Source organism: Lacinutrix iliipiscaria, from assembly GCF_042686125.1.
GTDB lineage: Bacteria > Bacteroidota > Bacteroidia > Flavobacteriales > Flavobacteriaceae > Oceanihabitans > Oceanihabitans iliipiscarium.
Genome location: NZ_JBHUOV010000002.1, coordinates 25,469 through 49,745, shown reverse-complemented (window position 1 = coordinate 49,745; position 24,277 = coordinate 25,469). Strand labels below are relative to the sequence as shown.

Sequence of the window (24,277 nt, the reverse complement as noted above, 5' to 3'; positions counted from 1 at the left end):
AAATAATTTATAACAATAAGTTTGAAAATTAATCAATTTCTTCGTAATCTACATATTCACCTACATTTTTATTTGATGATTTACTATTTGGAATTTTGTCTATGGTAATTTCGCCATCTTTTTTTGGTGGCTCAGGCTTTTGAAAACCGCCAAACTGTTGTCCGAAACGTTGTTCTGCTTTTTTTGAAACATACTTTAGTAGTACTGGAGCAAATAACCTAGATAGTATTTTTACACCAAAATAAATTAATGCAATAATTAAGATAATTTTCATAAATCCATTCTTCTTTTAAAAAAGTAAGACAAAAATACAATTCTTATGCCTTAATTTATGTTATAAATACTTAAAAAAAATATAAAATATATATATTTGAAGTCTAACAAACCCCATAAATATGAAGTCTTTAAAATTCTATTTACTAATTCTAGTTTTTTCTATTTCATTGACAAGCTTTTCTCAGTACACAGATGTAATAAATTCTAATAGACCTGGTGTCTCAAGAAGTGCATTTTCTGTTGGAACTAATGTCATACAGTTTGAAGCTGGTCCTTATATGCTGAATGAAAACCATTCTCGTTTAGAACGCGAAGATAAAAGCTTCGGGATTGATTTTACAGCTAGATATGGTTTGCTTTGGGAAGAATTAGAACTTAATGTCGAAGGTACTTTTCAATCTACAAAAAGAACATTTACAAATACAGTTTCTAATGAAGACCAGTTTAGCAATTTTAAAACGTTGACCATTGGAGCCAAGTATTTAGTGTATGATCCTTATAAAAAGTCTGAAGAAGAAAAACCAAATTTATACAGTTGGAATGCCAATCATAAATTTAAATGGAAATCTCTTATTCCTGCGGTTTCTGTGTATGTAGGAGGTAATTATGACACAAAAGACAACCCATTTACGGCTTATGGTGTAGAAGGCTTTAGTCCAAAAATAATGGTGGCAACGCAAAATAATTTTGTAGGTGGTTGGGTTTATGTTATGAACTTTATAAAAGATAGAATTGGGACAGACCAATCCGACTTTCAATATATTCTAACATTAACAAAATCAATAAACTCTGAATGGGTTGTATTTGGTGAAGCTCATGGGATTAGTAGTGATTTTTATGCCGATAATCTAATACGTTTTGGTGGTGCATATTTATGGAGTCGAAATTTTCAGTTAGATACAGCATTAACACTTAATACTAAAGATACACCTTCAGTTTTTGGTGTGACTTTTGGAGCTTCATATCGATTAGATTTTCATGAAGACAAAGAAATAGATAATGGCTTTGATGGTAATGATGGAAAAAAGAAAAAGGACAAAAAAGATAAAGGCGATAAAAAGTCAAGAAAATCACAAAAAAACAACCGAGAAAAACAAGAGCAAGATTTTGATGATTAAAACCGAGTTACTAACTGTATGATTACTGTAAAACAAATTCATACAAAGAAAGAATTTAAAGCTTTTGTGAAGTTTCCATTTAAGCTTTATGAAAATTCAAAATATTGGGTACCACCTATTATCACTCAAGAGCTTAAAACTTTTGATCAAAAAGAGAACCCTGTTTTTAATGATGCTGATGCCTTCTTCTTTATCGCTTATAAAGGAGAAGAAATTGTTGGTCGTGTTGCAGCTATAATTAACTGGCTAGAAGTTAAAAAGCAGAATCAAAAAAAAATGCGTTTTGGTTGGTTTGATTTTATTGATGATTTAGACGTTTCTAAGGCGCTTTTAGATAAGGTAGCAGAAATAGGTAAAGCTCATGAATTAGAATATATCGAAGGTCCAGTAGGCTTTTCAAACTTAGATAAAGTTGGCGTTTTAACCGATGGGTATGACTATATAGGTACTATGATAACATGGTATAATCATCCTTACTATGTCAACCATTTTGAAGCACATGGTTATCGTCCAGAAAAAGAATATATAGAAAGCCAATTTTCATTTAACAATATAAATCCAGATTCATTTATTAAGGCTAATGCTTTAATAAAAAAAAGATATCAAGTAAAAGCTATAAATTTTAAGCATACAGGAGAAGTCATGCCTTATGCAGACACCATGTTTGATTTGTTTAATAAAACGTATGCTTCATTATCTTCTTTTGTAGAAATAACAGACATTCAAAAAGAATACTTCAAAAAGAAATTTATCAATTTTATAAACCCTGAATACATCAAATTTGTTGTTGATAAAGATGATAACATGATTGCGTTTGCTATTGTAATGCCTTCATTTTCTAAAGTTCTTCAAGATGTAAAAGGAAAGTTATTTCCGTTTGGTTTTTTAAAATTATTAAAAGCGAAAAAAGAAAGTAAAGACGTTATGTTTTATTTAATTGGTATTGATCCAGAATATCAAAATAAAGGAATAACAGCAGTTATATTTAATGAATATTATAAGACATTTTCTGAAAAGGGAATAGAAAACTGTATTAGAACACCAGAGTTAGCTGATAATATGGCTATTCAACAAATTTGGAAGCACTTCAATCCTAAAATTATTAAGCGTAGAAAAACGTTTAGAAAAGAACTTCAATAAAAATTTTATTGCATTATAACTAAAAACAAAAAAGCCTCACTATAATTAGTGAAGCTTTTTGTGAGCCCTGAAGGATTCGAACCTTCGACCGCCTCCTTAGAAGGGAGGTGCTCTATCCAGCTGAGCTAAGAGCCCTTAACTCTTATAGTCGGGGTGGCAGGATTCGAACCTGCGACCTCCGCGTCCCAAACGCGGCGCGATAACCGGGCTACGCTACACCCCGAAGTTTCATAAAAAGCAGAGAGGAAGGGATTCGAACCCTCGATACCCGTAAAGGTACAACTCCTTAGCAGGGAGCCCCGATCGACCACTCTGGCACCTCTCCATTTTATTATGAACTTTTGCAATAAAATTGCGGTTGCAAATGTAACGCATCATCTTTAACAACGCAACTATTTTATTTTATTTTTTCAAAATAATTACTCTGGATATTCAATGCGCAAATGATAAATATTTGCAAGCTTGTGTTTTAGCACTTTTTTTATGGATTGAATTTCTTTAAATGTAATATTAGCATTTAAAAATTGTTCATTCTCCATTTGCTTATTTATAATGTTTTCAACAAAAGCATCAATCTTTGAAGAAGTTGGTTCTTTTAAACTTTTTGAAGCAGCCTCAACACTATCACACATCATTAATATTGCCGTTTCTTTACTAAAAGGTTTTGGACCAGGATATCTAAAATCTTCGATATCAATATCGTCATTTAAAGCTTTTTCTTTTTTATAGAAATAATAGACCACACTTGTACCATGATGTGTACGAATAAAATCTACTATACGATCTGGAAGATTATTCTTTCTGGCTATTTCTATTCCATTTATAACATGATCAATAATTACTTTAGCACTTTCAATTGATGATAATTCATCATGAGGATTAATTCCTGTGGATTGATTTTCAGTAAAAAATGTTGGATTTTTCATTTTACCAATATCATGATATAAAGCCCCTACTCTAACTAGCATTGCATTTGCTCCTATTTCATTTGCAGAAGCTTCAGCTAAATTTGCCACATTTAAAGAATGATGAAAAGTTCCAGGTGCTTTGTTAGATAACTCTTTTAATAGCTTAGAATTTGTATCAGATAGTTCTAATAAAGAAACATCAGAAACTAGACCAAATAGTTTCTCATAGGCATATATAAGTGGTTGTACAAATAAAGTAGCTAGACCACATAAAATAAAGAGTCCAAAAGTTTCCCATTCTAAAGCATCAAAACTACCTTCATGTATCACAAAAAAAGCGAAATAAGCAATAATATAAATAAGTGTAATTTGTCCGACAGAAACGAATAAGTTTGCACGTTTATAAAGTTCAGAAACTGTAAGAATAGTCACTATTCCTGCGATAATTTGAAGGAACATATATTCATAACTATTTGGAACTATTGAACCTAATAATAACACCGTAATAACATGCGTAAACATACCTAATCGAGCATCAAAAAAAGCTTTTAAAACTAAGGGCAAAATACAAATTGGGATAACATATATATATTGTGAATTATAGCTAATTACTAGTGTTGTAATAAGAACCATTAAAATAATATTGAAAAAAATAAAAGTCACTTTAGTGTTATTTTCAAACACTTCGATTCTATATTTTCTTAAAAACAGAAGCAACATCAGCAATGCTAATGCCACTAATAAGGTATGCGCAAATACAATCCAATTATAATTTGATGCACTCCAGACTTGAGATTTATATTCATTTTTTAAAGATTCTAGAGTTTGATATTTTTCACCTTCAACAACTTCGCCTTTTGATATAATTAAAGTTTCTTTTTCTATACTTCCTCGAGTATATGCAATTTTATTTAAATCTTCCTGCAGAGCTTTATCTGTAAGCGACTTGTTAAAGGTTAAACTCGGCTCAACAACATCAAAAAATAAAGCTAGAAACTCCGTTTGATAATCAATATGGTTATTCTCTGTTAAGATAGAATTTATTATACTAGATAAATCTTTTTGCTGTACTAGATCTATAAACTGAGCTTGTTTAACCGTTGTTTGTCCATCTAATATGATGCATTTTTTATCATTAGAAAATGTATAATTTTCATTTAAAACACCATTGTTGTACAATTTATCAATAATGAGTTCCCCAGTTTTAAATAAACGACTAAACGTTTCATCTGGAATAGAATCAGAAAACACTTCATTAAAAGTAGCTTTATAATTTATTCTAACGTTATTAACTACAGACGTATTTAAGCTAAAATATAAGTTTGATTGATTTTCAATGGTTTGCTTTTCGGCATCAACTTCTTCAGTCGTTTTTTTAATTGCAAAATCAAAAGGTGCATATAGATTTTCTGACTGCCAAGGCTTTCCCTGCTCAAAGTTATATTTAAATTTTCCTTGCTTTGGAAATAAATATACAATAAGTATAGTTGCACAAATAAAAAGTAAAACCTTATATATTAGAGCATGATTTTTATATAAGGTGTTTATAAAGTCTTTCATATAAAGAATATCGTATTTCAAAAATACATAAAATATACGCTTTATAAATATTTATAAAATGTTAATCATATTCATTTATGCCAAAAAATGATTATTTTTGCAGAATTAAAATTAAACACATTCAATAATGAGTAAAGAGGTCGTAATAGTATCAGCAGCCAGAACACCTATAGGTAGTTTTTTAGGTGCTTTATCAACAATACCTGCTCCAAAATTAGGTGCAATTGCAATAAAAGGAGCTTTAGATAAAATTAATTTAAAACCAGAAATGGTTCAAGAAGTTTTAATGGGAAATGTTGTTCAGGCAGGAACTGGCCAAGCACCAGCAAGACAAGCAGCAATTTATGCTGGAATACCAGATACTGTACCTTGTACTACTATTAATAAAGTTTGTGCATCTGGAATGAAGACAGTCATGCAAGCTGCGCAATCTATTGCTTTAGGCGACCATGAAATTGTTGTTGCAGGAGGAATGGAGAATATGAGTCTAATTCCGCATTATTACCACGCTAGAACTGGAACTAAATTTGGTCCAGCAAAAATGGAAGATGGAATGCAGCGTGATGGATTAGTAGATGCATATGACCAAAATGCAATGGGAGTGTGTGCAGATGCTTGCGCTACAGAGTATGAATTCACTAGAGAAGATCAAGATGCATATGCGATTCAGTCTTATAAACGTTCATCCGCAGCTTGGGATGCAGGTAAATTTGACAATGAAGTTGTTCCTGTTGAAGTTCCTCAAAGACGTGGAGAACCAATTATTGTTAATAAAGATCAAGAATATACAAATGTAAAGATGGATAAAATTCCTGCTTTACGTCCTGCTTTTACACCTGATGGAACAGTAACTGCAGCTAATGCTTCTACAATAAATGATGGTGCTGGTGCGATGGTATTAATGAGTAGAGAAAAAGCTAATGAACTTGGTTTAAAACCCCTTGCGACTATAAAAAGTTATGCAGATGCAGCACAAGAACCGAAATGGTTTACTACTGCTCCTGCGAAAGCACTGCCTAAAGCTTTAGATAAAGCTGGAATCTCGATTAATGATGTTGATTTTTTTGAGTTCAATGAAGCCTTCTCTGTTGTTGGTTTAGCTAATATGAAAATTCTAGGATTAACTGATAGCAATGTGAATGTCAATGGAGGTGCTGTATCATTAGGTCATCCTTTAGGATGTTCTGGAGTTAGAATTATAATTACCTTATTAAATGTTTTAGAACAGAATAACGCAAAAATTGGAGCTGCTGCAATCTGTAATGGTGGTGGTGGCGCTTCAGCAATTGTTATTGAACGAAACTAAAATTACATGCAATACGGAATTTGTAACTTAAGCATTGTTCCTTTACGATTTGAACCTTCTGATAAAACCGAACTCGTTTCGCAAGTTTTATATGGTGATTATTTTAAAGTACTTGAACAACGTAAATCATGGAGCAAAATTCGTTTAGCATTTGATAAGTATGAAGGGTGGATTGATAATAAACAATATGTTGAAATCACTCAAGAGGACTACAAATCGCTTCACCAAGAAAAACCAATCCTTTCAAGTGATTTAATTGAATTTGTTCAAGACCAAAACAAACAACTCTACCCTATTACATTAGGATCTTCATTAAATGGATTGTCTATTTTAAATCATACTCATGATGGCCATACAATAAGTTCTATTAAGCCTAAAGCGGCTATCATTGATACGGCCTTTTTGTATTTAAATGCACCTTATCTTTGGGGAGGAAAAACTCCTTTAGGGATTGATTGTTCAGGGTTTACCCAAATGGTTTATAAACTTAATGGTTATAAATTATTACGTGATGCTTCACAGCAATCGACACAAGGAGAAGCGCTTAGTTTTATTGAAGAAAGCGAGCCTGGTGATTTGGCTTTTTTTGATAATAGTGAAGGGCAAATTATTCATGTTGGTATCATCATGAAAGATAATTATATCATTCATGCGCATGGAAAAGTAAGAATTGATAGATTAGATCACTCAGGTATTTATAATGCAGAAAAAAGCATTCATACTCATAAACTAAGAGTTATAAAAAAAATAATATAAAAAAAGCCACTTTTTAAAAAGTGGCTTTTTAATGTATAAGTATATCGCTTAATTTCCTCCTGACAAGGCATCAACCAACGCTTTCATTTCATCAAATTTTGCGGTATTATCAACTGCACTATAAATATTCATTAGAGTTCTAGCAACATCAATACTTTTAGGATCTATTTTTAATACAGCTTCTAAATATGGTACTGCCTCATTATAGATGTTTACACGTTTAGCTTTTAACTCGTCATAACGCTTATTATCTGCAGATGAAGTTCCTAAGCTATTCATCTCTTCTATGATATTCTGTTCTTCACCTAAAATTAATGCAGCCATATTTGTTTGCGCATTAATATAAGTAGGATCTAAGTCGATTACTTTTTGGTAATATTCTCTAGCTTTTTCTATATCGTTATTATCAGATGATATAACGCCCAAATTAAAAACTAAATCTAAATTATTTGGATCTAATTTTATAGCTTCTTCTATCAAGTTTTTATAAGAATCTAAATCTCCTGTTTCATGATATAAATTCGCTTCAGTTAAAATTAAACTAACATCATTTGGCTCATTTTTTCGAGCTTCTTTGATGGCGGCTAAAGCTTCAGTTGTTTTGCCTTGGCTTACATAAATAAAGGCAATATTTTTTATAATCTCACCTTTTTTAGATTCGGTTTGACGCTCACCTGGATTATTATAAGCTCCTATCTTTACATAGTTATCTCTTTCATCTTTTGAAGATAACACTTCCTCTTCACCTGTAGCTTGATTGGTCGCAAAATATTCTTTTTCAACACCTGTATATCCTATCTCATTTAAATTATTATAATGCTTTAAAGCTGTATCATAATCCTTGCCGTTTACTGCACTTGCTGCTGCATAATAAAGATAGGTTGTATCTGTTGGGATAAGCTTATATAATTTCTCAAAACCTTTTACAGCTTCAGAATATTGACTAGATTGATAGTGACTATTAGATTCTGTAATAATCGAATTAATCATGTTTTGCTTTACTTCTTGAACTTCGACTTTATATGAACTATTAACCATATTTAAGTTATCAATCGCCATATTTAAGTCGGCATCTGTTCCAGCTCCATTAGCATATAATGCTTGACCTTTTAAGTAGTGAAACTTATCTTTTGATTTTTCATCCATACTAGAAAGCATAGATTCTACTTGATTTAAAATTGATTTTGCTTCAGAAAAATTATTGTTTTTTATCGCTTTTTCAGCAGTTTTAAGCTCTTTCTTTTGCGCAAAACTAAATATACTGAAGCCTAGTGCTAAAGCTAAAATGACATGTTTTTTCATTTTTAAATTTATTAAATTAGTTATTTTTTATTCTTCCTCTTGGTTCATATCAAGAGTTGTGCCATCTTCATTTTGTGTACTGTTTTCAGTACCTTCAGCAACTATAACATTTCCATCTTCATCTAATTCAACTTCATCTTCATCGTGCATCACTTTAGCAACTGCTGCAATTGAATCACTTCCTTTTAGGTTAATTAATTTAACACCTTGTGTAGCTCTTCCCATCACGCGCAAATCTTTAACAGCCATTCTTATGGCAATACCTGATTTGTTAATAATCATAAGATCGTCGGCATCTGTAACATTCTTAATTGCAACTAAACTTCCTGTTTTTTCTGTTATAGAAATAGTTTTAACTCCTTTTCCTCCTCTATTGGTAATTCTGTAGTCTTCTAAGCTAGAGCGTTTACCATATCCATTTTCTGAAACTACAAGAATATTACTTTCCATATCATCAACAGCAATCATTCCTACAACCTCGTCAGTCTTTTCATTTTGCAATCTAATGCCACGAACACCTGAAGCATTTCTTCCCATTGGTCTCGTTTTAGCTTCTTCGAAACGAATAGCTTTACCAGATTTTAAGGCAAGCATGACTTGACTTTCTCCTGTGGTTAGTTTTGCCTCTAATAAAATGTCATCATCTTTGATTGTAATGGCATTAATTCCATTAGTTCTTGGACGAGAATATTGTTCTAATGACGTCTTTTTAACTTGGCCTTTTTTAGTTGCCATAATGACATAATGACTATTAATATAATCCTCGTCTTTTAAATCTTGAGTACATATAAAAGCTTTCACTTTATCATCTTGCTCAATATTTATAAGATTTTGAATGGCTCTACCTTTAGACGTTTTACTTCCTTCTGGGATTTCATAAACTCGCATCCAGAAACATTTCCCTTTTTGGGTAAAGAACAACATGTATTGGTGATTTGTACCTACAAATAAGTGCTCTAGGAAATCTTCATTTCTAGTTGTAGATGCTTTTTGACCTACACCACCTCTATTTTGTGTTTTATATTCTGTAAGTGAGGTACGCTTAATATATCCTGCATGAGAAATAGTAATCACTACTTTTTCATTAGGAATCATATCTTCAATACTTAAATCACCTCCAGCATATTCTATTGATGAACGACGTTCATCACCATATTTATCTCTAACAACCTCAAGTTCTTCTTTAATGATATTCATTCTACGTTCTTTCTTGTCTAGAATATCTTTAAGGTCTTCAATCGTTTTCATGATCTCTTCATACTCAGATCGCAATTTGTCTTGTTCTAATCCAGTTAACTGGCGCAGACGCATTTCGACAATAGCTTTGGCTTGTATTTCAGAAAGTTTGAAACGTTCAATTAAATTCGATCTTGCTTCATCGGCATTTGATGATGCTCTAATAATTTTAATAACTTCATCAATATTGTCTGACGCAATAATTAAACCTTCAAGAATGTGAGCTCTTTCTTCAGCTTTTCGTAATTCGTAAGTTGTTCGTCTTACAACTACTTCATGTCTATGTTCAACAAAGTAATGTATGAGTTCTTTTAGATTCAGTAATTGTGGTCTTCCGTTAACTAGTGCAATATTATTTACACTAAAAGACGACTGTAAAGCAGTATACTTATACAATTTATTTAAGACGATATTAGGAATTGCATCACGTTTGAGTACATAAACAATACGCATTCCATTTCTATCTGACTCGTCTCTAATGGTCGAAATGCCTTCCAGTTTTTTATCGTTTACCAAATCAGCAGTCTTTTTAATCATGTCTGCTTTATTAATTTGGTAAGGAATTTCTGTAACAATGATGCACTCTCGTCCTTGAACTTCTTCGATATTAGCTTTACCACGCATCACGATACGTCCACGTCCAGTTTGAAATGCTTCTTTCACACCATCATAGCCATAAATGGTTCCTCCAGTTGGAAAATCTGGTGCTTTAATATGAGTCATTAACTCATCAATTTCAATATCATGATTATCGATATAAGCAATTGTACCATTAACCACTTCGGTTAAATTATGAGGTGGCATATTTGTAGCCATACCAACTGCAATACCAGAAGCTCCATTCACTAAAAGCCCTGGAATACGTGTTGGTAAAACGGTTGGTTCTTCAAGAGTATCGTCAAAATTTAACTTATGATCTACAGTTTCTTTATCAATATCTGCAAGCATATCCTCAGATATTTTGCGCATACGTGCTTCAGTATAACGCATTGCTGCAGGACTATCGCCATCAACAGATCCAAAATTTCCTTGACCATCTACTAGCATATATCGCAAACTCCATTCTTGAGCCATACGTACCATTGCATCATATACAGAAGTATCTCCATGTGGATGATACTTACCTAAAACTTCACCAACTATTCTTGCCGATTTCTTATGTGCACTATTTGCTCTAACACCCAATTCATGCATGCCATAAAGCACACGTCTATGTACAGGTTTTAATCCATCTCTTACGTCTGGTAATGCACGTGACACAATGACTGACATTGAGTAGTCAATGTAAGCCGATTTCATTTCATCTTCAATGTTAATAGGAATGAGTTTTTCTCCTTCTGCCATATATAAAATATATTAAATTATTCGCTTATTTTCAAAACACGCTAATATAAAACTTTCATTAGTCATAGTAAGACATTCAATTGGTTTTTTTGCGACTTTTTATTAACAATTTTAGGTTCTTTTTTAGTTAATAAGTAAGCTGTTAATTATTTTGATTTTATAAAGATTTTTTCGTCTATTAGCATATAACATATAATTTAAGGTATAGTTTTTGTTTTTAGTTATATGATTTTAGTATTTTTAAAGTAGAAAGGATTAATTTATGGATGATAATTTTTCACCAAGAGTAAAAGATGTAATTGCATTTAGCAAAGAGGAAGCATTGCGCTTAGGCCACGATTTTATTGGTACTGAACACTTAATGCTTGGTTTATTGCGTGATGGAAACGGAAAGGCTATTAACATTCTTAATGCTCTAGAAATTGATTTAAATCACTTAAGACGAAAAGTAGAAATTTTAAGTCCTGCAAATCCTAATTTGGCAGTTGCGTCTAACGAGAAGAAAAATTTACACTTAACAAGACAAGCCGAACGTGCTCTAAAAACTACTTTTTTAGAGGCAAAACTATTTCAAAGTAATTCCATAAACACAGCACATTTATTGTTGTGTATTTTAAGAAATGAAAATGATCCTACAACTAAGCTTTTAAATAAACTTAAAGTGGATTATGATAATGTTAAAGAACAATTCAAATTTATGATCACTAACGACGATAATTATATAGAACCAAAAGCTGAATTTCAAGACGATGATGCTGCTGCCGAAGATGCTTCAAAAGATATTTTTAATTCTCCTACTGGAAAATCCAATAAAAAATCTAAAACACCTGTTTTAGATAACTTTGGACGTGACCTTACAGCTATGGCTGAAGAAGGAAAACTAGACCCTGTAGTAGGACGTGAAAAAGAAATTGAGCGTGTTTCGCAAGTATTAAGTCGAAGAAAGAAAAACAACCCTTTACTTATTGGTGAGCCAGGTGTTGGTAAATCTGCTATTGCTGAAGGATTAGCGAATAGAATTGTTAGTAAGAAAGTATCGCGTATTCTTTTTAATAAACGCGTTGTTACTCTCGATCTAGCAAGCTTGGTTGCAGGAACAAAGTATAGAGGACAGTTTGAAGAACGTATGAAAGCGGTTATGAATGAACTTGAAAAGAATGATGATATTATTCTTTTTATTGATGAAATACATACAATTGTTGGCGCTGGTGGTGCTACAGGAAGTTTAGATGCTTCAAATATGTTTAAACCTGCGTTAGCACGTGGTGAAATTCAATGTGTTGGAGCAACAACTCTTGATGAATACAGACAGTATATCGAAAAGGATGGAGCTTTAGAGCGTCGTTTTCAAAAGGTCATTATTGAACCAACTTCTGTTGAAGAAACCATTGAGATTCTGAACAATATTAAAGCTAAATATGAAGACCATCACAATGTTGAGTACACCGACGAGGCTATTGAAGCTTGCGTAAAGCTGACCAATAGATACATGACTGAACGCTTCTTACCAGACAAAGCTATTGACGCCTTAGATGAAGCAGGTTCTCGTGTGCACATCACAAACATTGATGTTCCTAAACAAATTTTAGAACTAGAAAAACAACTAGAAGATGTAAAAGCCACTAAATCTTCTGTTGTAAAGAAGCAAAAATATGAAGAAGCGGCCAAGCTAAGAGATGATGAAAAACGTCTAGAGAAAGAACTTGCTGAAGCTCAAGAAAAATGGGAAGCTGAAACTAAATTACATCGCGAAACGGTTACTGAAGATAATGTCGCTGATGTGGTATCTATGATGACTGGTGTTCCAGTTAATAGAATCGCTCAAACCGAAAGTAACAAACTAGCGCAATTACCAGAACTTATTAAAGGAAAAGTAATAGGACAAGATGAAGCTGTTGCTAAGGTTGTAAAAGCCATACAACGCAATCGTGCTGGACTTAAAGATCCTAATAAACCAATTGGGTCATTTATATTTTTGGGACAAACAGGTGTAGGTAAAACTCAATTAGCGAAAGTATTAGCAACACAATTATTTGATAGTGAAGATTCTTTAATTAGAATTGATATGAGCGAATACATGGAGAAATTTGCTATCTCAAGACTTGTGGGCGCACCTCCTGGTTATGTAGGTTATGAAGAAGGCGGACAACTTACTGAAAAAGTGAGACGTAAACCTTATGCTGTAGTTTTATTAGATGAAATTGAAAAAGCGCATCCAGATGTGTTTAATATGATGCTACAAGTGTTGGATGATGGCTATTTAACTGATAGCCTTGGACGAAAAATTGATTTTAGAAATACCATTATTATTATGACCTCAAATATTGGTTCTAGAAAATTAAAAGATTTTGGTACAGGAGTTGGATTTGGAACTGCTTCTCAAAAAGCACAAGAAGATGCAAATGCTAGAGGTGTTATCGAAAATGCTCTAAAAAAAGCATTCGCTCCAGAGTTTTTAAATAGAATTGATGATGTTGTTGTCTTTAACGCTTTAGAAAAAGAAGATATTAATAAAATTATTGATATTGAGTTAGAGAAATTGCTTCTTAGAATTAAAAGCCTTGGTTACACTTTAAAATTAAGTAAAGCCGCTAAAAATTATATAGCAGATAAAGGCTTTGATAAACAGTATGGTGCTAGACCATTAAAACGTGCTATTCAAAAGTATATTGAAGATACTTTAGCTGAAGAAATTATTGCTTCACAAATTGCTGAAGGTGATAAAATTATTATGGATTTAGATAGCAAAACTAAAGAATTAAAAATTAAAATTGAAAAAGCTAAAAAAACTCATGAATCGTAGTTTTAAGAGTTCTTAATTAAAAAACACACTTCAACTAAAATAAAATTATCAATTAATTCGTAACTTACCTATGAATTTATCTGATAATGGGACAAACTATTGACATTGATATAGGTATAGGAATTGCAACTTTGCATGATTACTACATGATAACTGTTATGCATGAAGGTGTAACCGTTTCTGTAGACACCTCTCAAGTGCTTATCGATTTTGCAAAATCCCATTTTAAAAACAAACCTTTTATTTATATCACTCATCGTAAACATTCGTATGCTGTAGATACTGCTATCTATAAAGAAACGATGAAAATTAAAAATCTAATTGGATTTGCAGTCGTGTCAACAAAAGGAATGGCCATAACAAATGCTTCTATTGAAAAAATGTTTGTTAATAAACCTTTTGAAATTTTTGAAGAACTTGATGAAGCTATTCTATGGGCAAAAAAAATATATAAACTTCATCAACTGAAGAAAAAAACGAATTGACAAATAATAAAGCATGTCCTGATATAATAGACTTGCTCTTTATTATAATTAAGAGTTATCACATTCAATTTTATGGTTGTAGAGTTAGACTTTTGTGTTTTAAAATTCACTAAAAATTATATTATAAGTACTGTTAATGAAAATATTCATTTAACAGAAAGCAAGGCTGCACTAATTAGTAAAGAAATTGTAAACTACTTTAAAGGAAATCCGTTTATTTATATATCGCATAGAATACATAATTATACCGTTGAACCTCATGTTTATAAGATTGTCTCTAAGAATAAAAATTTACTAGGAATTATAGTCGTTAGCAACGATAAATCATTAATTAAAAAGAGTATTTCCGAAAAACCTTTATTAAATAACCAACCTTTTTTTGAGATTTTTAACGATTTAGAAGATGCCCTATTTTGGGCAAATACGTTCAGCAAAAAAAATGAATAAAACCGAATTAAAAAACATTGAAGCCTTAATTCATCAAGAAATAGAAAACACTCAAATTTCTATTAATAACCTTGAAGAACTGACTCAGCCTATTGCTCCTGAAAATGCTATTGGACGAGTATCTCGAATGGATGCTATAAATAATAAGTCTGTGAATGACGCTGCTTTACATAAAGCCAATCAAAAATTAAAAAACCTTCAAATTACTTTATCAAACTTACATGAACCAGAATTTGGTATTTGTGCTAAATGCAAGAATACTATTCCTATTGGAAGAATTATGCTCATGCCTCATAGCAGGTTTTGTGTAAATTGTGCGAGTTAAGTCTAACTGTAATTATTCAAAAACAGCTCTTCTATTTCAATATCTACGTCTTTTAAAAACTGAATAGAAGCTTCAATATCATTATGCAAAACTCGATCCTTCTTTACAAAAGAGACTTCTTTTCTGTATTCTGCTAAAAAAGATTCTAAAAAATCTGAAGTCTTTAACGGATTTCTAAATGCTATTGCTTGTGAGGCATTCATCAATTCAATAGCAATTATACGCTCAACATTTCTAATTAAAGTATAGGCTTGAGTCGCAGCATTTGCGCCCATACTTACATGGTCTTCTTGACCATTACTTGACACAATACTATCTACACTCGCTGGAGTTGCTAATTGTTTATTAGCACTTACAATACTAGCTGCAGTATATTGCGGAATCATAAACCCTGAATTTAAGCCTGGATTATTAACTAAAAAAGGAGGTAAATCTCTTAGGCCTGAAACTAATTGAAAAGTTCTACGTTCAGAGATATTGCCTATTTCTGCCATGGCTATCTTTAAGTAGTCTAGTGCTAATGCTAATGGTTGTCCGTGAAAATTTCCTCCAGAAATAATGAGGTCTTCGTCAGAAAAAATATTTGGGTTATCGGTTACTGAATTAATTTCGGTCAGTATGGTTTTCTCTACAAAATCTAATGTATCTTTAGTGGCGCCATGCACCTGCGGTATACATCGGAAAGAATAAGGATCTTGCACATGTGCCTTTTCTCTTGTTATTAATTCGCTGCCTTTTAAAAACTCATTAAAACGTTTCGCAACTTTAACTTGTCCAGCATGAGGACGAACTTGATGTACTAAATCGTGAAAAGGTTCTATCCGTCCATCAAAAGCATCTAATGAAATACTTGCAACTAAGTCAGCTAAATAAGATGTTTTATGCGACATTAATAATAAGTACACACCATAAGCACTCATAAATTGCGTTCCATTTAAAAGTGCTAAGCCTTCTTTGGCTTCTAATTTAATAGGTTTCCAGTTAAATGTTTTTAAAATTGTTGACGCATTTACAACCCTTTTATTGTGAACGACTTTCCCTTTTCCTATTAATGGTAATGCCAAGTGCGCTAATGGCGCTAAATCACCAGAAGCACCAAGTGAGCCTTGTGTATATACAAAAGGAAAAATATCGTTATTAAAAAAATCAATTAATCGATTTACAGTATCTAATTGTACACCACTATGCCCATAACTTAAAGATTGGATCTTTAAAAGCAACATCACTTTCACAATACTTTCTGGCACACGATCTCCAGTTCCACAAGCATGAGACATGACTAGGTTTTCTTGAAGTTTTGTAAGATCACGTTTAGATATTTTAACATTATAAAGTGAGCCAAACCCAGTGTTTATTCCATAAAAAGGCTTATCATCAGCTTCAAGCTTACTATTTAAATACGCTTTACACTTTTTAATGTTTTGAATTGCTGCTGAAGAAAGTTTTAACTTTTTACCTTCCTTAAAAATATTATAAATAGTTACAATGTCTAATTCTTCAGATGAAATTTGGTGATATTTACTCATGGCTTTTATAATAGTGTTTCAAAAGTCATAATTCAAAACAACTTATGCAACAATTGTTAATAATTTAAAAAAATGCAAATTATTAATCTTTTGTGCATTATTTTTGAGAAACTAAAACAAATAAAATGAAAAAATTAATAATGACTTTATCTGCCATAACGACGCTTATTGCATGTAAGGAAGAACCTAAAGATTATATGACCTTTTCAGGTACTATAATAGATAAGAATAGTGATTCTATTGTTGTTAGCAATAAAACCTATTCTAAAACTATTAAAGTTAATGAAGATGGAACTTTTAGTGATACTTTAAAAATTGAAAGCGGACGCTATAGCTTTTATGATGGTGGTGAAAGCACAAGCCTGTATTTGCAAAACGGATTCGATCTTAATATGACTTTAGACACTAAAATGTTTGATGAAACTATTGTGTATGCAGGATTAGGCTCAGAAACAAACAACTATTTAGCAAAAAAATCCTTAATGGAAGAAACGCTTTTCCCTCCTAGTCTTTTTGATTTTGAAGAAGCCGATTTTAAAGCTGCCATTTCTGAAATCAGTGCTAAAAAAAGTGAGTTTTTAAACAATAATAAAAACATAGACTCTACTTTATACGCCAGTGAAATGGAAAGTTTGAATCAGTTTGAAAGCCAGTACTTAGAATATTATGCAAAACAAGAAGAAAGAAATAAGGCTAGAGCAGCTAAGTTTGCGGATTTAATTGGACAACCTTCACCAACATTTGAAAACTATGAAAACTTTAACGGAGGAGATACTTCCTTAAACGACTTAAAAGGTAAATATGTATATGTAGATGTTTGGGCAACTTGGTGTGGACCATGTAAAGCCGAAATTCCTTCTTTAAAAGCAGTTGAAAAAGAATATCATGATAAGAATATAGAATTTGTAAGCATTTCTGTAGACAATGGTAGAGGTTATAAAAACAAATCACAAGAATTAGCTTATGAAGGTTGGAAAAAAATGATTGCTGATAAAGAAATGGGAGGTGTACAATTATTTGCAGATAATGCGTTTCAATCTGATTTCATAACAGGTTACAAAATTAATAGTATTCCTCGTTTTATCTTAATTGGTCCTGATGGAATTATTATTAATCCAGATGCACCAAGACCTTCGAGTCCAAAATTGAAAAAACTATTTAATTCATTAAATATCTAAAAAAAAAAGCCACTCAATAGAGTGGCTTTTTTTATTCTATTCTTTAGAATCTTCTGGCTCCTCTTCTACTTGTGGCTGTTCAGGCTGCTTAAACAAATCAATATACGCTTCACCTAAAGCTTCAATTACATGACTAGCAATTAAGCTCTGATACCCTAAATCTTCTATAGCTATATCTGCAGATTTTCCATGTAAATAAATACCAAATAATGTTGCTGCGATAGGTGCATAACCTTGAGCGATTAAACCTGTAATTATACCTGTTAATACATCACCTGTTCCAGCTGTAGCTAAACCAGGATTACCTGTTGTATTTACATAGCCTTTGTCTTGAAAAACAGTAATTGTATTAGCGCCTTTGATGACAACAATAAGATCATACTTTTTAGATAGGGCTTTTACTTTCTTTAATTTATCAAAATCGTCTTTCCATGTACCAATTAAGCGTTCTAATTCTTTAGGATGTGGTGTTAAAATTGTTTGTTGAGGAAGTAATTTTAATAAAGCCTTTTTTTGTGCTAGCATATTTATACCATCTGCATCTATTACTAAAGGCGTTTTATTCGTTTTTAAGAAGGTTTCAAATGCTGTTATCGTTTTTGTCGCAGTTCCCATTCCTACACCTAAGGCAATGACTGAAGGCTCAATATCATACTTAATATGTGTAATACAATCTTCATTTACATCTGTAATCACCATAGCTTCTGGGAAAGAAGATTGTATTGCATTATAACCACATTTAGGGATGAAAGTAGTGACTAATCCAGCTCCAGATGATAATGCAGCACGACTAGCCAAAGTTACAGCACCAATTTTGCCATAACTGCCTCCAATAATTAAACAATGTCCAAACTGACCTTTATTAGAAAATTTCTCTCTTGGTTTATAAACAGGAAGCATCTCATGCTTTCCAATCAACTCATAAGCAGTTGCTGTGGTATATAAATATTCTGGATCAATTCCTATATCTAAAACTTCCCATTGAACAGTATACTTTGCTGTTTCTGGTAAAAAGAATAATAATTTTGGCGTTTGAAAACTAAGCGTATAATTTGCCCAAACCACATCATTTTCATTAGCAGGCACTTGATCTGGAAATAATCCTGATGGAATGTCTATAGATAATGTAAAGGCTTTTGACGCTCTAAAATGAGTAAATAAATTCTTAACCCAATCAACAACAGGTCTATTTAAGCCAATACCAAACACTGCATCTACAATAATATCATCCTGATGAATTACAGGAAGCGCTTCTGCATCTGTCATTAACAAAGGCCACTTTTTTGATACATTTTTAATTCGGTCGTAATTGATTAAAAAATCTTTAGAACGTGTATCGCTATAATTAATAACATAAGTATTCACATTATAACCATGAGTAATTAAATGCCTTGCTAAAACTAATCCATCTCCTCCATTATTACCAATACCGCAAAACACATGAATTGGCACTTGGGCACCTTGCATGCGTATATGCATCCAATTAAAAATTTGAATGGCAGCGCGTTCCATTAGTTCTGTTGATGTAATGCTTTGCTTCTCTGCTGTTAATTTATCACCTTCGTATATTTGTTCTTTAGAAAATATTTTCATTTCATCAAAAATAGGTATGTATTTTTATCGATTCTTCAAAAAGAAGAATTTAGTTTTATAATTGGAGTAAAAGTAATACTTTTCTAATTTCTAAACACATTTTATGGTATTGAAAAATGAACCGTTTAAAGTGACTAAAGGAATTTTTATCGGATATATTATGAGTCTTAAATTAATGTTCTTTTATTTGAAAAAGCTTTAAAAGACAGAAAAGTAATTTAAAATGAAAGTATTAAAATTTGGAGGGACATCTGTAGGTTCAACGAAAAACATCAATAAAGTAATCAGTATTTTAGGTGCCTATTCAATTACTGATCAAATTATTTGCGTAGTTTCTGCTGTTGGAGGAATTACAGATCGGCTTTTAAAAGCTGGAACACTAGCGAATCAGAAAGATAAAGGCTATGTCGCTGAATTTGAAGCTATAAAAAAAACTCATTTTAATCTTGTTGCAGAATTAATTCCGAAGCAAAATAAATCAGTTTTAAATCATGTAGAAAATACACTTTTGGAGCTAAAAAGTTTGTTAGATGGCATATACTTGATTAATGAATTATCGCCTAAAACCTCAGATAAATTAGTCAGTTTTGGAGAATTATTATCCTCTTATATTATAACTGAAACTCTAAAAAATCAGAAAGCAAATGCGGAGTTAAAGAATAGCCAAGAACTTATTGTAACGAATTCTAATTTTACAAAAGCAGAGGTTGATTACAGTTTAACAAATAAAAACATAAAAGCTTATTTTAAAAGTATAGACCATAAAATCACTGTACTTCCAGGTTTTGTTTCGAAATCAAAGATTGGAGAAATAACAACATTAGGACGTGGTGGTTCTGACTTTACTGCTGCCATAATCGCAGCTGCTTTAAAAGTGGAACAACTTGAAATATGGACCGATGTAAGTGGCATGTTTACAGCAAACCCTAAGTTGGTAAAACAAGCTTTTCCTATTGAAAAAATATCATATCAAGAAGCGATGGAGCTATCGCATTTTGGAGCAAAAGTATTATATCCACCAACGGTACAACCTGTTTTTGATTTAAATATTCCAATTCACATTAAAAACACTTTAAAACCCGATGATGCTGGTACTATTATTTCAAAGAATAGCACCAATAACAAAGCACCAATAAAAGGGATTACTCATATTAGTAATATTGCACTATTAACATTAGAAGGCAGTGGAATGGTTGGTATTCCTGGGTTTTCAAAGCGCTTATTTGAAACCCTTGCTCAAGAAAAGATAAACGTTATTTTAATTACTCAAGCGTCTTCAGAACATTCTATATGTTTTGGTATTGAAACAAAAGATGCTGAACTTGCTAAAAACACCTTAGACGCGACCTTCGAAAATGAAATATCATTGCATAAAATCAACCCAATTATTCTTGAAGATAACCTATCTATTATAGCCGTAATTGGAGATAATATTAAAAATCATCAAGGCGTTAGTGGTAAAATGTTTAGTGCTTTGGGTAAAAATAATATTAATATTAGAGCCATTGCACAAGGCGCTTCAGAAAGAAATATTTCTGCAGTAATTGCAGATAAAGATGTAAAAAAGGCATTAAATACTTTACATGAACGCTTTTTTGAAGTCAAAACCAAGCAACTTAATCTTTTTATTACTGGTGTTGGAAACGTTGGAGAAAAGTTAATTGATCAAATCGAGCAGCAACACAATTTCTTAAAAAAGAATCTCAAAATTGATGTTCGTATTGTTGGTTTAGCAAATTCTAAGAAAATGATTTTTAATGCTGAAGGTATAAACCTTAGCAATTGGGCTTCACAGTTTCATTATGCAGATAAATCAAGTTTAAAAGGCTTTTTAAATAAAGTCATTGCACTGAATTTACGGAATAGTATTTTTGTTGATGTAACTGCCAATGAAGCTGTAGCAGAATTGTATGCAGATTACTTAAAAAACAGTATTGCTGTGGTGGCTTGTAGTAAGATTGCTTGCTCAAGTACTTATGAAAATTACAAAAACCTTCAAGATTTATCCCTTAAATATAATGCGCCATTTTTATATGAAACTAACGTTGGTGCTGGATTGCCAATTATTAACACTCTAAATAATCTAGTTGCTTCAGGAGATAAAGTTACAAGTATTCAAGCAGTACTTTCTGGAAGTTTAAATTTTGTGTTTAATAATTTTAGTGATCATACAAATTTTCATGATACGGTAAAACGTGCTCAGTTTGAAGGCTATACTGAGCCTGATCCTAGAATTGATTTAAGTGGTATTGATGTAGCAAGAAAGATATTAATCTTAGCAAGAGAAAATGGTGGAATTATGGAAATTGAAGATATTCAGAACGACTCTTTTCTAACTCCAGCGAATTTAGAAAGCAAATCTGTTGATGAATTTTATAAAACACTTAAAGCTGATGAGGCTCATTTTCAAAAATTATACGCTTCAGCAAAAGCTAAAAATTGTCAGTTAAAATACGTTGCAGAATTTAAAAAAGGAAAAGCTAAAGTTGGTTTACGAGAAATTCCTGAAGGTCATCCTTTTTATAATTTAGAAGGAAAAGATAACATCGTTATGTTTTATACTCAACGCTATCCAGAACAGCCTCTTATTGTTAAAGGTGCTGGTGCTGGAGCAGATGTTACCGCTTCAGGTTTGTTTGCTGATATAATACAAATTGCTAATAAATAGCATATGAAAGACATTAAAATATTTTCTCCTGCTACTGTGGCTAATGTGTCTTGTGGATTTGATGTTCTTGGGTTTTGTTTGGATACAGTTGGAGATGAAATGCTTATCCGTAAAACAGAAAACAAAGGCATTTTTATCACTAAAATTGAAGGCTATGATTTGCCTTTAAAAACGGAAGACAATGTAGCTGGCGTATCTGCTTTAGCACTATATGAAGATGCCAAACCTAACTGTGGTTTTGAGATTGAAATTTACAAAAAAATTAAACCAGGAAGTGGTATTGGTAGCAGCTCTGCTAGTGCTTCTGGAGCTGTATATGCTATCAACGAACTGTTAGGTAAACCTTATAATAAAACACAGCTTACACGTTTTGCAATGAAAGGCGAAGCATTAGCCAGTGGTAGCGAACATGCAGATAATATTGCTCCTGCCCTTTTTGGAGGTTTCACTTTAGTGAAAAGCACTACACCTTTAGACATATTGCAATTACCAACACCAAGTGAATTATATGCAACCATTATTCATCCACAAATTGAAGTCAAAACTTCGGAAGCTAGAGCAATATTACCTAATCATATTCCTTTAAAAGATGCCATAACTCAATGGTCTAACGTAGGTAGTTTGGTACATGCATTACATATTAATGATTATGAATTATTAGGGAAAACATTAAATGATGTTATTGTTGAACCATATAGAAGTCAGTTAATTCCCTCCTTTGATGCTGTTAAAAAAGCTGCAATTTCTATAGGTGCCTTAGGTTGTGGAATTTCAGGTTCAGGACCATCCATTTTTGCATTAAGTAAAGGTCAAAAAATGGCTACACGTGTTGAGAACACTATTCATGATGTATATTCTAAAACAGGAATTGACTTTTACACGTTTACCTGTAAAATAAACACTGAAGGCATTAAAGTTATTTAAAATGAATTATTACTCACTCAATCATAACGCACCAAAAGTGTCCTTTAAAGATGCTGTTATCAAAGGCTTAGCGCCTGATAAAGGATTATATTTTCCTGAAATAATTACACCATTATCGAATTCGTTTTTTGAAGATATTGATACTTTGTCTTATTCAGAAATCGCATTTCAAGCAATTAAACAATTTGTTACGCCTGAAATTCCTGAAGAGGTTTTAAAAACTATTATTGAAGAAACCCTATCTTTTGATTTTCCTGTAATAGAACTCAACAACCATATATCTACTTTAGAGCTATTTCATGGGCCAACCATGGCATTTAAAGATGTTGGTGCTCGATTTATGGCAAGATGTTTAGGTTATTTCAATCAAAATAACAGTAATGAAGTTACAGTTTTAGTTGCTACTTCTGGTGATACTGGAGGTGCTGTTGCAAATGGATTTCTTGGAGTAAAAGGAGTAAATGTAGTTATACTTTATCCTTCTGGTAAGGTTAGTGATATCCAGGAAAAACAATTAACAACTTTAGGTCAAAACATCAGAGCTTTAGAGGTCGATGGTGTTTTTGATGATTGTCAGGATATGGTAAAACAGGCATTTTTAGATAAAGATTTAACAAGTAAAATGCAATTAACTTCAGCCAATTCGATTAATGTTGCGCGTTGGTTACCACAACTCTTCTATTTTATATTTGCGTATAAACAACTGCATAATACTTATAATGATATTACATTTTCTGTACCTAGTGGTAATTTTGGTAATGTCTGTGCAGGTATGATGGCACAACAATTAGGTTTACCTATCAAACATTTTATTGCATCTAATAATGCTAATAATGTAGTGACTCAATATTTAAAGACAGAAAATTATCAAGCCAAACCTAGTGTACAGACCATCAGTAATGCGATGGATGTTGGAAATCCTAGTAATTTTATTCGAATTCAGGAAATCTATAAAAACAAGTTTGAAAACTTAAAAATGAACCTCTCTTCTTTTAGCTTTTCTGATACTGAAACTCGAGAGGCTATGCTAGAAATTTACAACAATTTTAATTACATTTCTGATCCTCATGGTGCTGTTGGCTATTTAGGTTGCAAAGCCTATTTAAAACAACATCCTAATGCACATTGTGTGTTTTTAGAAACTGCTCATCCTACCAAATTCTTAGATGTTGTTGAAGAAGTGATTAAAACAAAAGTCGCTTTACCAGAACAAATCCAATCCGTAATGCATAAAGAGAAAGTAGCTACAAAGATTAGTTCTTATGAAGAGTTGAAAGTCTTTTTGCTTCATACATAACTGGCTTTTGGTCTCAAAATATTCAAAATTTTAGTCTATTTGTGCCTAACTTAATCGATATTTTTTCGATACATTTGTGTACCAA

General features: G+C 32.0%; 18 protein-coding genes and 3 tRNA genes. 12 read left to right on the top strand and 9 right to left on the bottom strand.

From position 1 onward, the window contains the following. Positions 1-28: 28 nt before the first annotated feature. A complete protein-coding gene (locus ACFS5M_RS07315; protein ID WP_183487417.1) occupies positions 29-274 on the bottom strand; it encodes a DUF4834 family protein in 246 nt (81 codons plus the stop codon). A 121-nt stretch (positions 275-395) separates the two neighbouring features. On the opposite strand from ACFS5M_RS07315, the gene ACFS5M_RS07310 reads away from it, so the two are divergent. Further along, positions 396-1,394, top strand: a complete 999-nt coding sequence (locus tag ACFS5M_RS07310; protein WP_183487415.1) for a transporter — start codon at positions 396-398, stop codon at positions 1,392-1,394. 18 nt (positions 1,395-1,412) lie between these two features. Then, positions 1,413-2,534 (top strand): GTP cyclohydrolase, encoded by a 1,122-nt coding sequence (locus ACFS5M_RS07305; RefSeq protein WP_183487413.1) that lies wholly within the window; start codon positions 1,413-1,415, stop codon positions 2,532-2,534. A gap of 61 nt (positions 2,535-2,595) precedes the next feature. Here ACFS5M_RS07305 and ACFS5M_RS07300 read toward each other — a convergent pair. From ACFS5M_RS07300 to ACFS5M_RS07285, 4 genes are all read right to left on the bottom strand, one after another. Further along, positions 2,596-2,669, bottom strand: a tRNA-Arg gene (locus ACFS5M_RS07300). A gap of 13 nt (positions 2,670-2,682) precedes the next feature. Then, a tRNA-Pro gene (locus ACFS5M_RS07295) sits at positions 2,683-2,757 on the bottom strand. Positions 2,758-2,772: 15 nt separating this feature from the next. Next, positions 2,773-2,859: transfer RNA gene (locus tag ACFS5M_RS07290), tRNA-Ser, on the bottom strand. Between the two features lie 94 nt (positions 2,860-2,953). Next, positions 2,954-5,002: an HD family phosphohydrolase gene (locus ACFS5M_RS07285; RefSeq protein ID WP_183487411.1), complete on the bottom strand. Its 2,049-nt coding sequence runs from the start codon at positions 5,000-5,002 to the stop codon at positions 2,954-2,956. Between the two features lie 127 nt (positions 5,003-5,129). On the opposite strand from ACFS5M_RS07285, the gene ACFS5M_RS07280 reads away from it, so the two are divergent. Beyond that, positions 5,130-6,308, top strand: coding sequence for an acetyl-CoA C-acyltransferase (locus ACFS5M_RS07280; protein ID WP_183487409.1), 1,179 nt, complete (start codon positions 5,130-5,132; stop codon positions 6,306-6,308). 6 nt (positions 6,309-6,314) lie between these two features. Further along, entirely contained in the window at positions 6,315-7,064 is a 750-nt protein-coding gene (locus ACFS5M_RS07275; protein WP_183487407.1) for a C40 family peptidase, read from the top strand. Positions 7,065-7,112: 48 nt separating this feature from the next. Here ACFS5M_RS07275 and ACFS5M_RS07270 read toward each other — a convergent pair whose 3' ends face one another. Then, positions 7,113-8,366 (bottom strand): tetratricopeptide repeat protein, encoded by a 1,254-nt coding sequence (locus ACFS5M_RS07270; protein WP_183487405.1) that lies wholly within the window; start codon positions 8,364-8,366, stop codon positions 7,113-7,115. A 27-nt stretch (positions 8,367-8,393) separates the two neighbouring features. Next, positions 8,394-10,946: a DNA gyrase subunit A gene (gene gyrA, locus ACFS5M_RS07265; protein WP_183487403.1), complete on the bottom strand. Its 2,553-nt coding sequence runs from the start codon at positions 10,944-10,946 to the stop codon at positions 8,394-8,396. A 262-nt stretch (positions 10,947-11,208) separates the two neighbouring features. Between gyrA and ACFS5M_RS07260 the strand changes: the two genes are divergently transcribed. From ACFS5M_RS07260 to ACFS5M_RS07245, 4 genes are all read left to right on the top strand, one after another. Further along, on the top strand, positions 11,209-13,749 hold the full coding sequence (locus ACFS5M_RS07260) for an ATP-dependent Clp protease ATP-binding subunit (protein WP_183487401.1): 2,541 nt from the start codon (positions 11,209-11,211) through the stop codon (positions 13,747-13,749). Between the two features lie 86 nt (positions 13,750-13,835). Then, positions 13,836-14,234: a hypothetical protein gene (locus ACFS5M_RS07255; RefSeq protein WP_379898406.1), complete on the top strand. Its 399-nt coding sequence runs from the start codon at positions 13,836-13,838 to the stop codon at positions 14,232-14,234. Positions 14,235-14,306: 72 nt separating this feature from the next. Beyond that, positions 14,307-14,681, top strand: a complete 375-nt coding sequence (locus ACFS5M_RS07250) for a hypothetical protein (protein ID WP_183487399.1) — start codon at positions 14,307-14,309, stop codon at positions 14,679-14,681. Next, a complete protein-coding gene (locus ACFS5M_RS07245; protein WP_183487397.1) occupies positions 14,674-15,006 on the top strand; it encodes a TraR/DksA family transcriptional regulator in 333 nt (110 codons plus the stop codon). Before ACFS5M_RS07250 ends, ACFS5M_RS07245 begins: the two co-directional genes overlap by 8 nt. A gap of 2 nt (positions 15,007-15,008) precedes the next feature. On the opposite strand, the gene hutH is transcribed toward ACFS5M_RS07245, so the two are convergent. Then, entirely contained in the window at positions 15,009-16,532 is a 1,524-nt protein-coding gene (gene hutH, locus ACFS5M_RS07240) for a histidine ammonia-lyase (protein WP_183487395.1), read from the bottom strand. A 125-nt stretch (positions 16,533-16,657) separates the two neighbouring features. On the opposite strand from hutH, the gene ACFS5M_RS07235 reads away from it, so the two are divergent. Continuing rightward, complete coding sequence (locus tag ACFS5M_RS07235) at positions 16,658-17,710, top strand: redoxin domain-containing protein (protein ID WP_183487394.1); 1,053 nt, start codon at positions 16,658-16,660, stop codon at positions 17,708-17,710. A 36-nt stretch (positions 17,711-17,746) separates the two neighbouring features. On the opposite strand, the gene ACFS5M_RS07230 is transcribed toward ACFS5M_RS07235, so the two are convergent. Then, positions 17,747-19,303: an NAD(P)H-hydrate dehydratase gene (locus tag ACFS5M_RS07230; protein ID WP_183487392.1), complete on the bottom strand. Its 1,557-nt coding sequence runs from the start codon at positions 19,301-19,303 to the stop codon at positions 17,747-17,749. A 223-nt stretch (positions 19,304-19,526) separates the two neighbouring features. Here ACFS5M_RS07230 and thrA point away from each other — a divergent pair, with 223 nt between their 5' ends. The 3 genes from thrA to thrC are packed head-to-tail and all read left to right on the top strand — an operon-like array spanning position 19,527 to position 24,192. Beyond that, positions 19,527-21,971 carry a bifunctional aspartate kinase/homoserine dehydrogenase I gene (thrA, locus tag ACFS5M_RS07225; protein ID WP_183487390.1) on the top strand — a complete coding sequence of 815 codons (2,445 nt, stop codon included), beginning with the start codon at positions 19,527-19,529 and terminating at the stop codon, positions 21,969-21,971. 3 nt (positions 21,972-21,974) lie between these two features. Beyond that, a complete protein-coding gene (locus ACFS5M_RS07220) occupies positions 21,975-22,895 on the top strand; it encodes a homoserine kinase (RefSeq protein ID WP_183487388.1) in 921 nt (306 codons plus the stop codon). Between the two features lies 1 nt (position 22,896). Continuing rightward, positions 22,897-24,192 (top strand): threonine synthase, encoded by a 1,296-nt coding sequence (gene thrC, locus ACFS5M_RS07215; protein ID WP_183487386.1) that lies wholly within the window; start codon positions 22,897-22,899, stop codon positions 24,190-24,192. Positions 24,193-24,277: the final 85 nt, after the last annotated feature.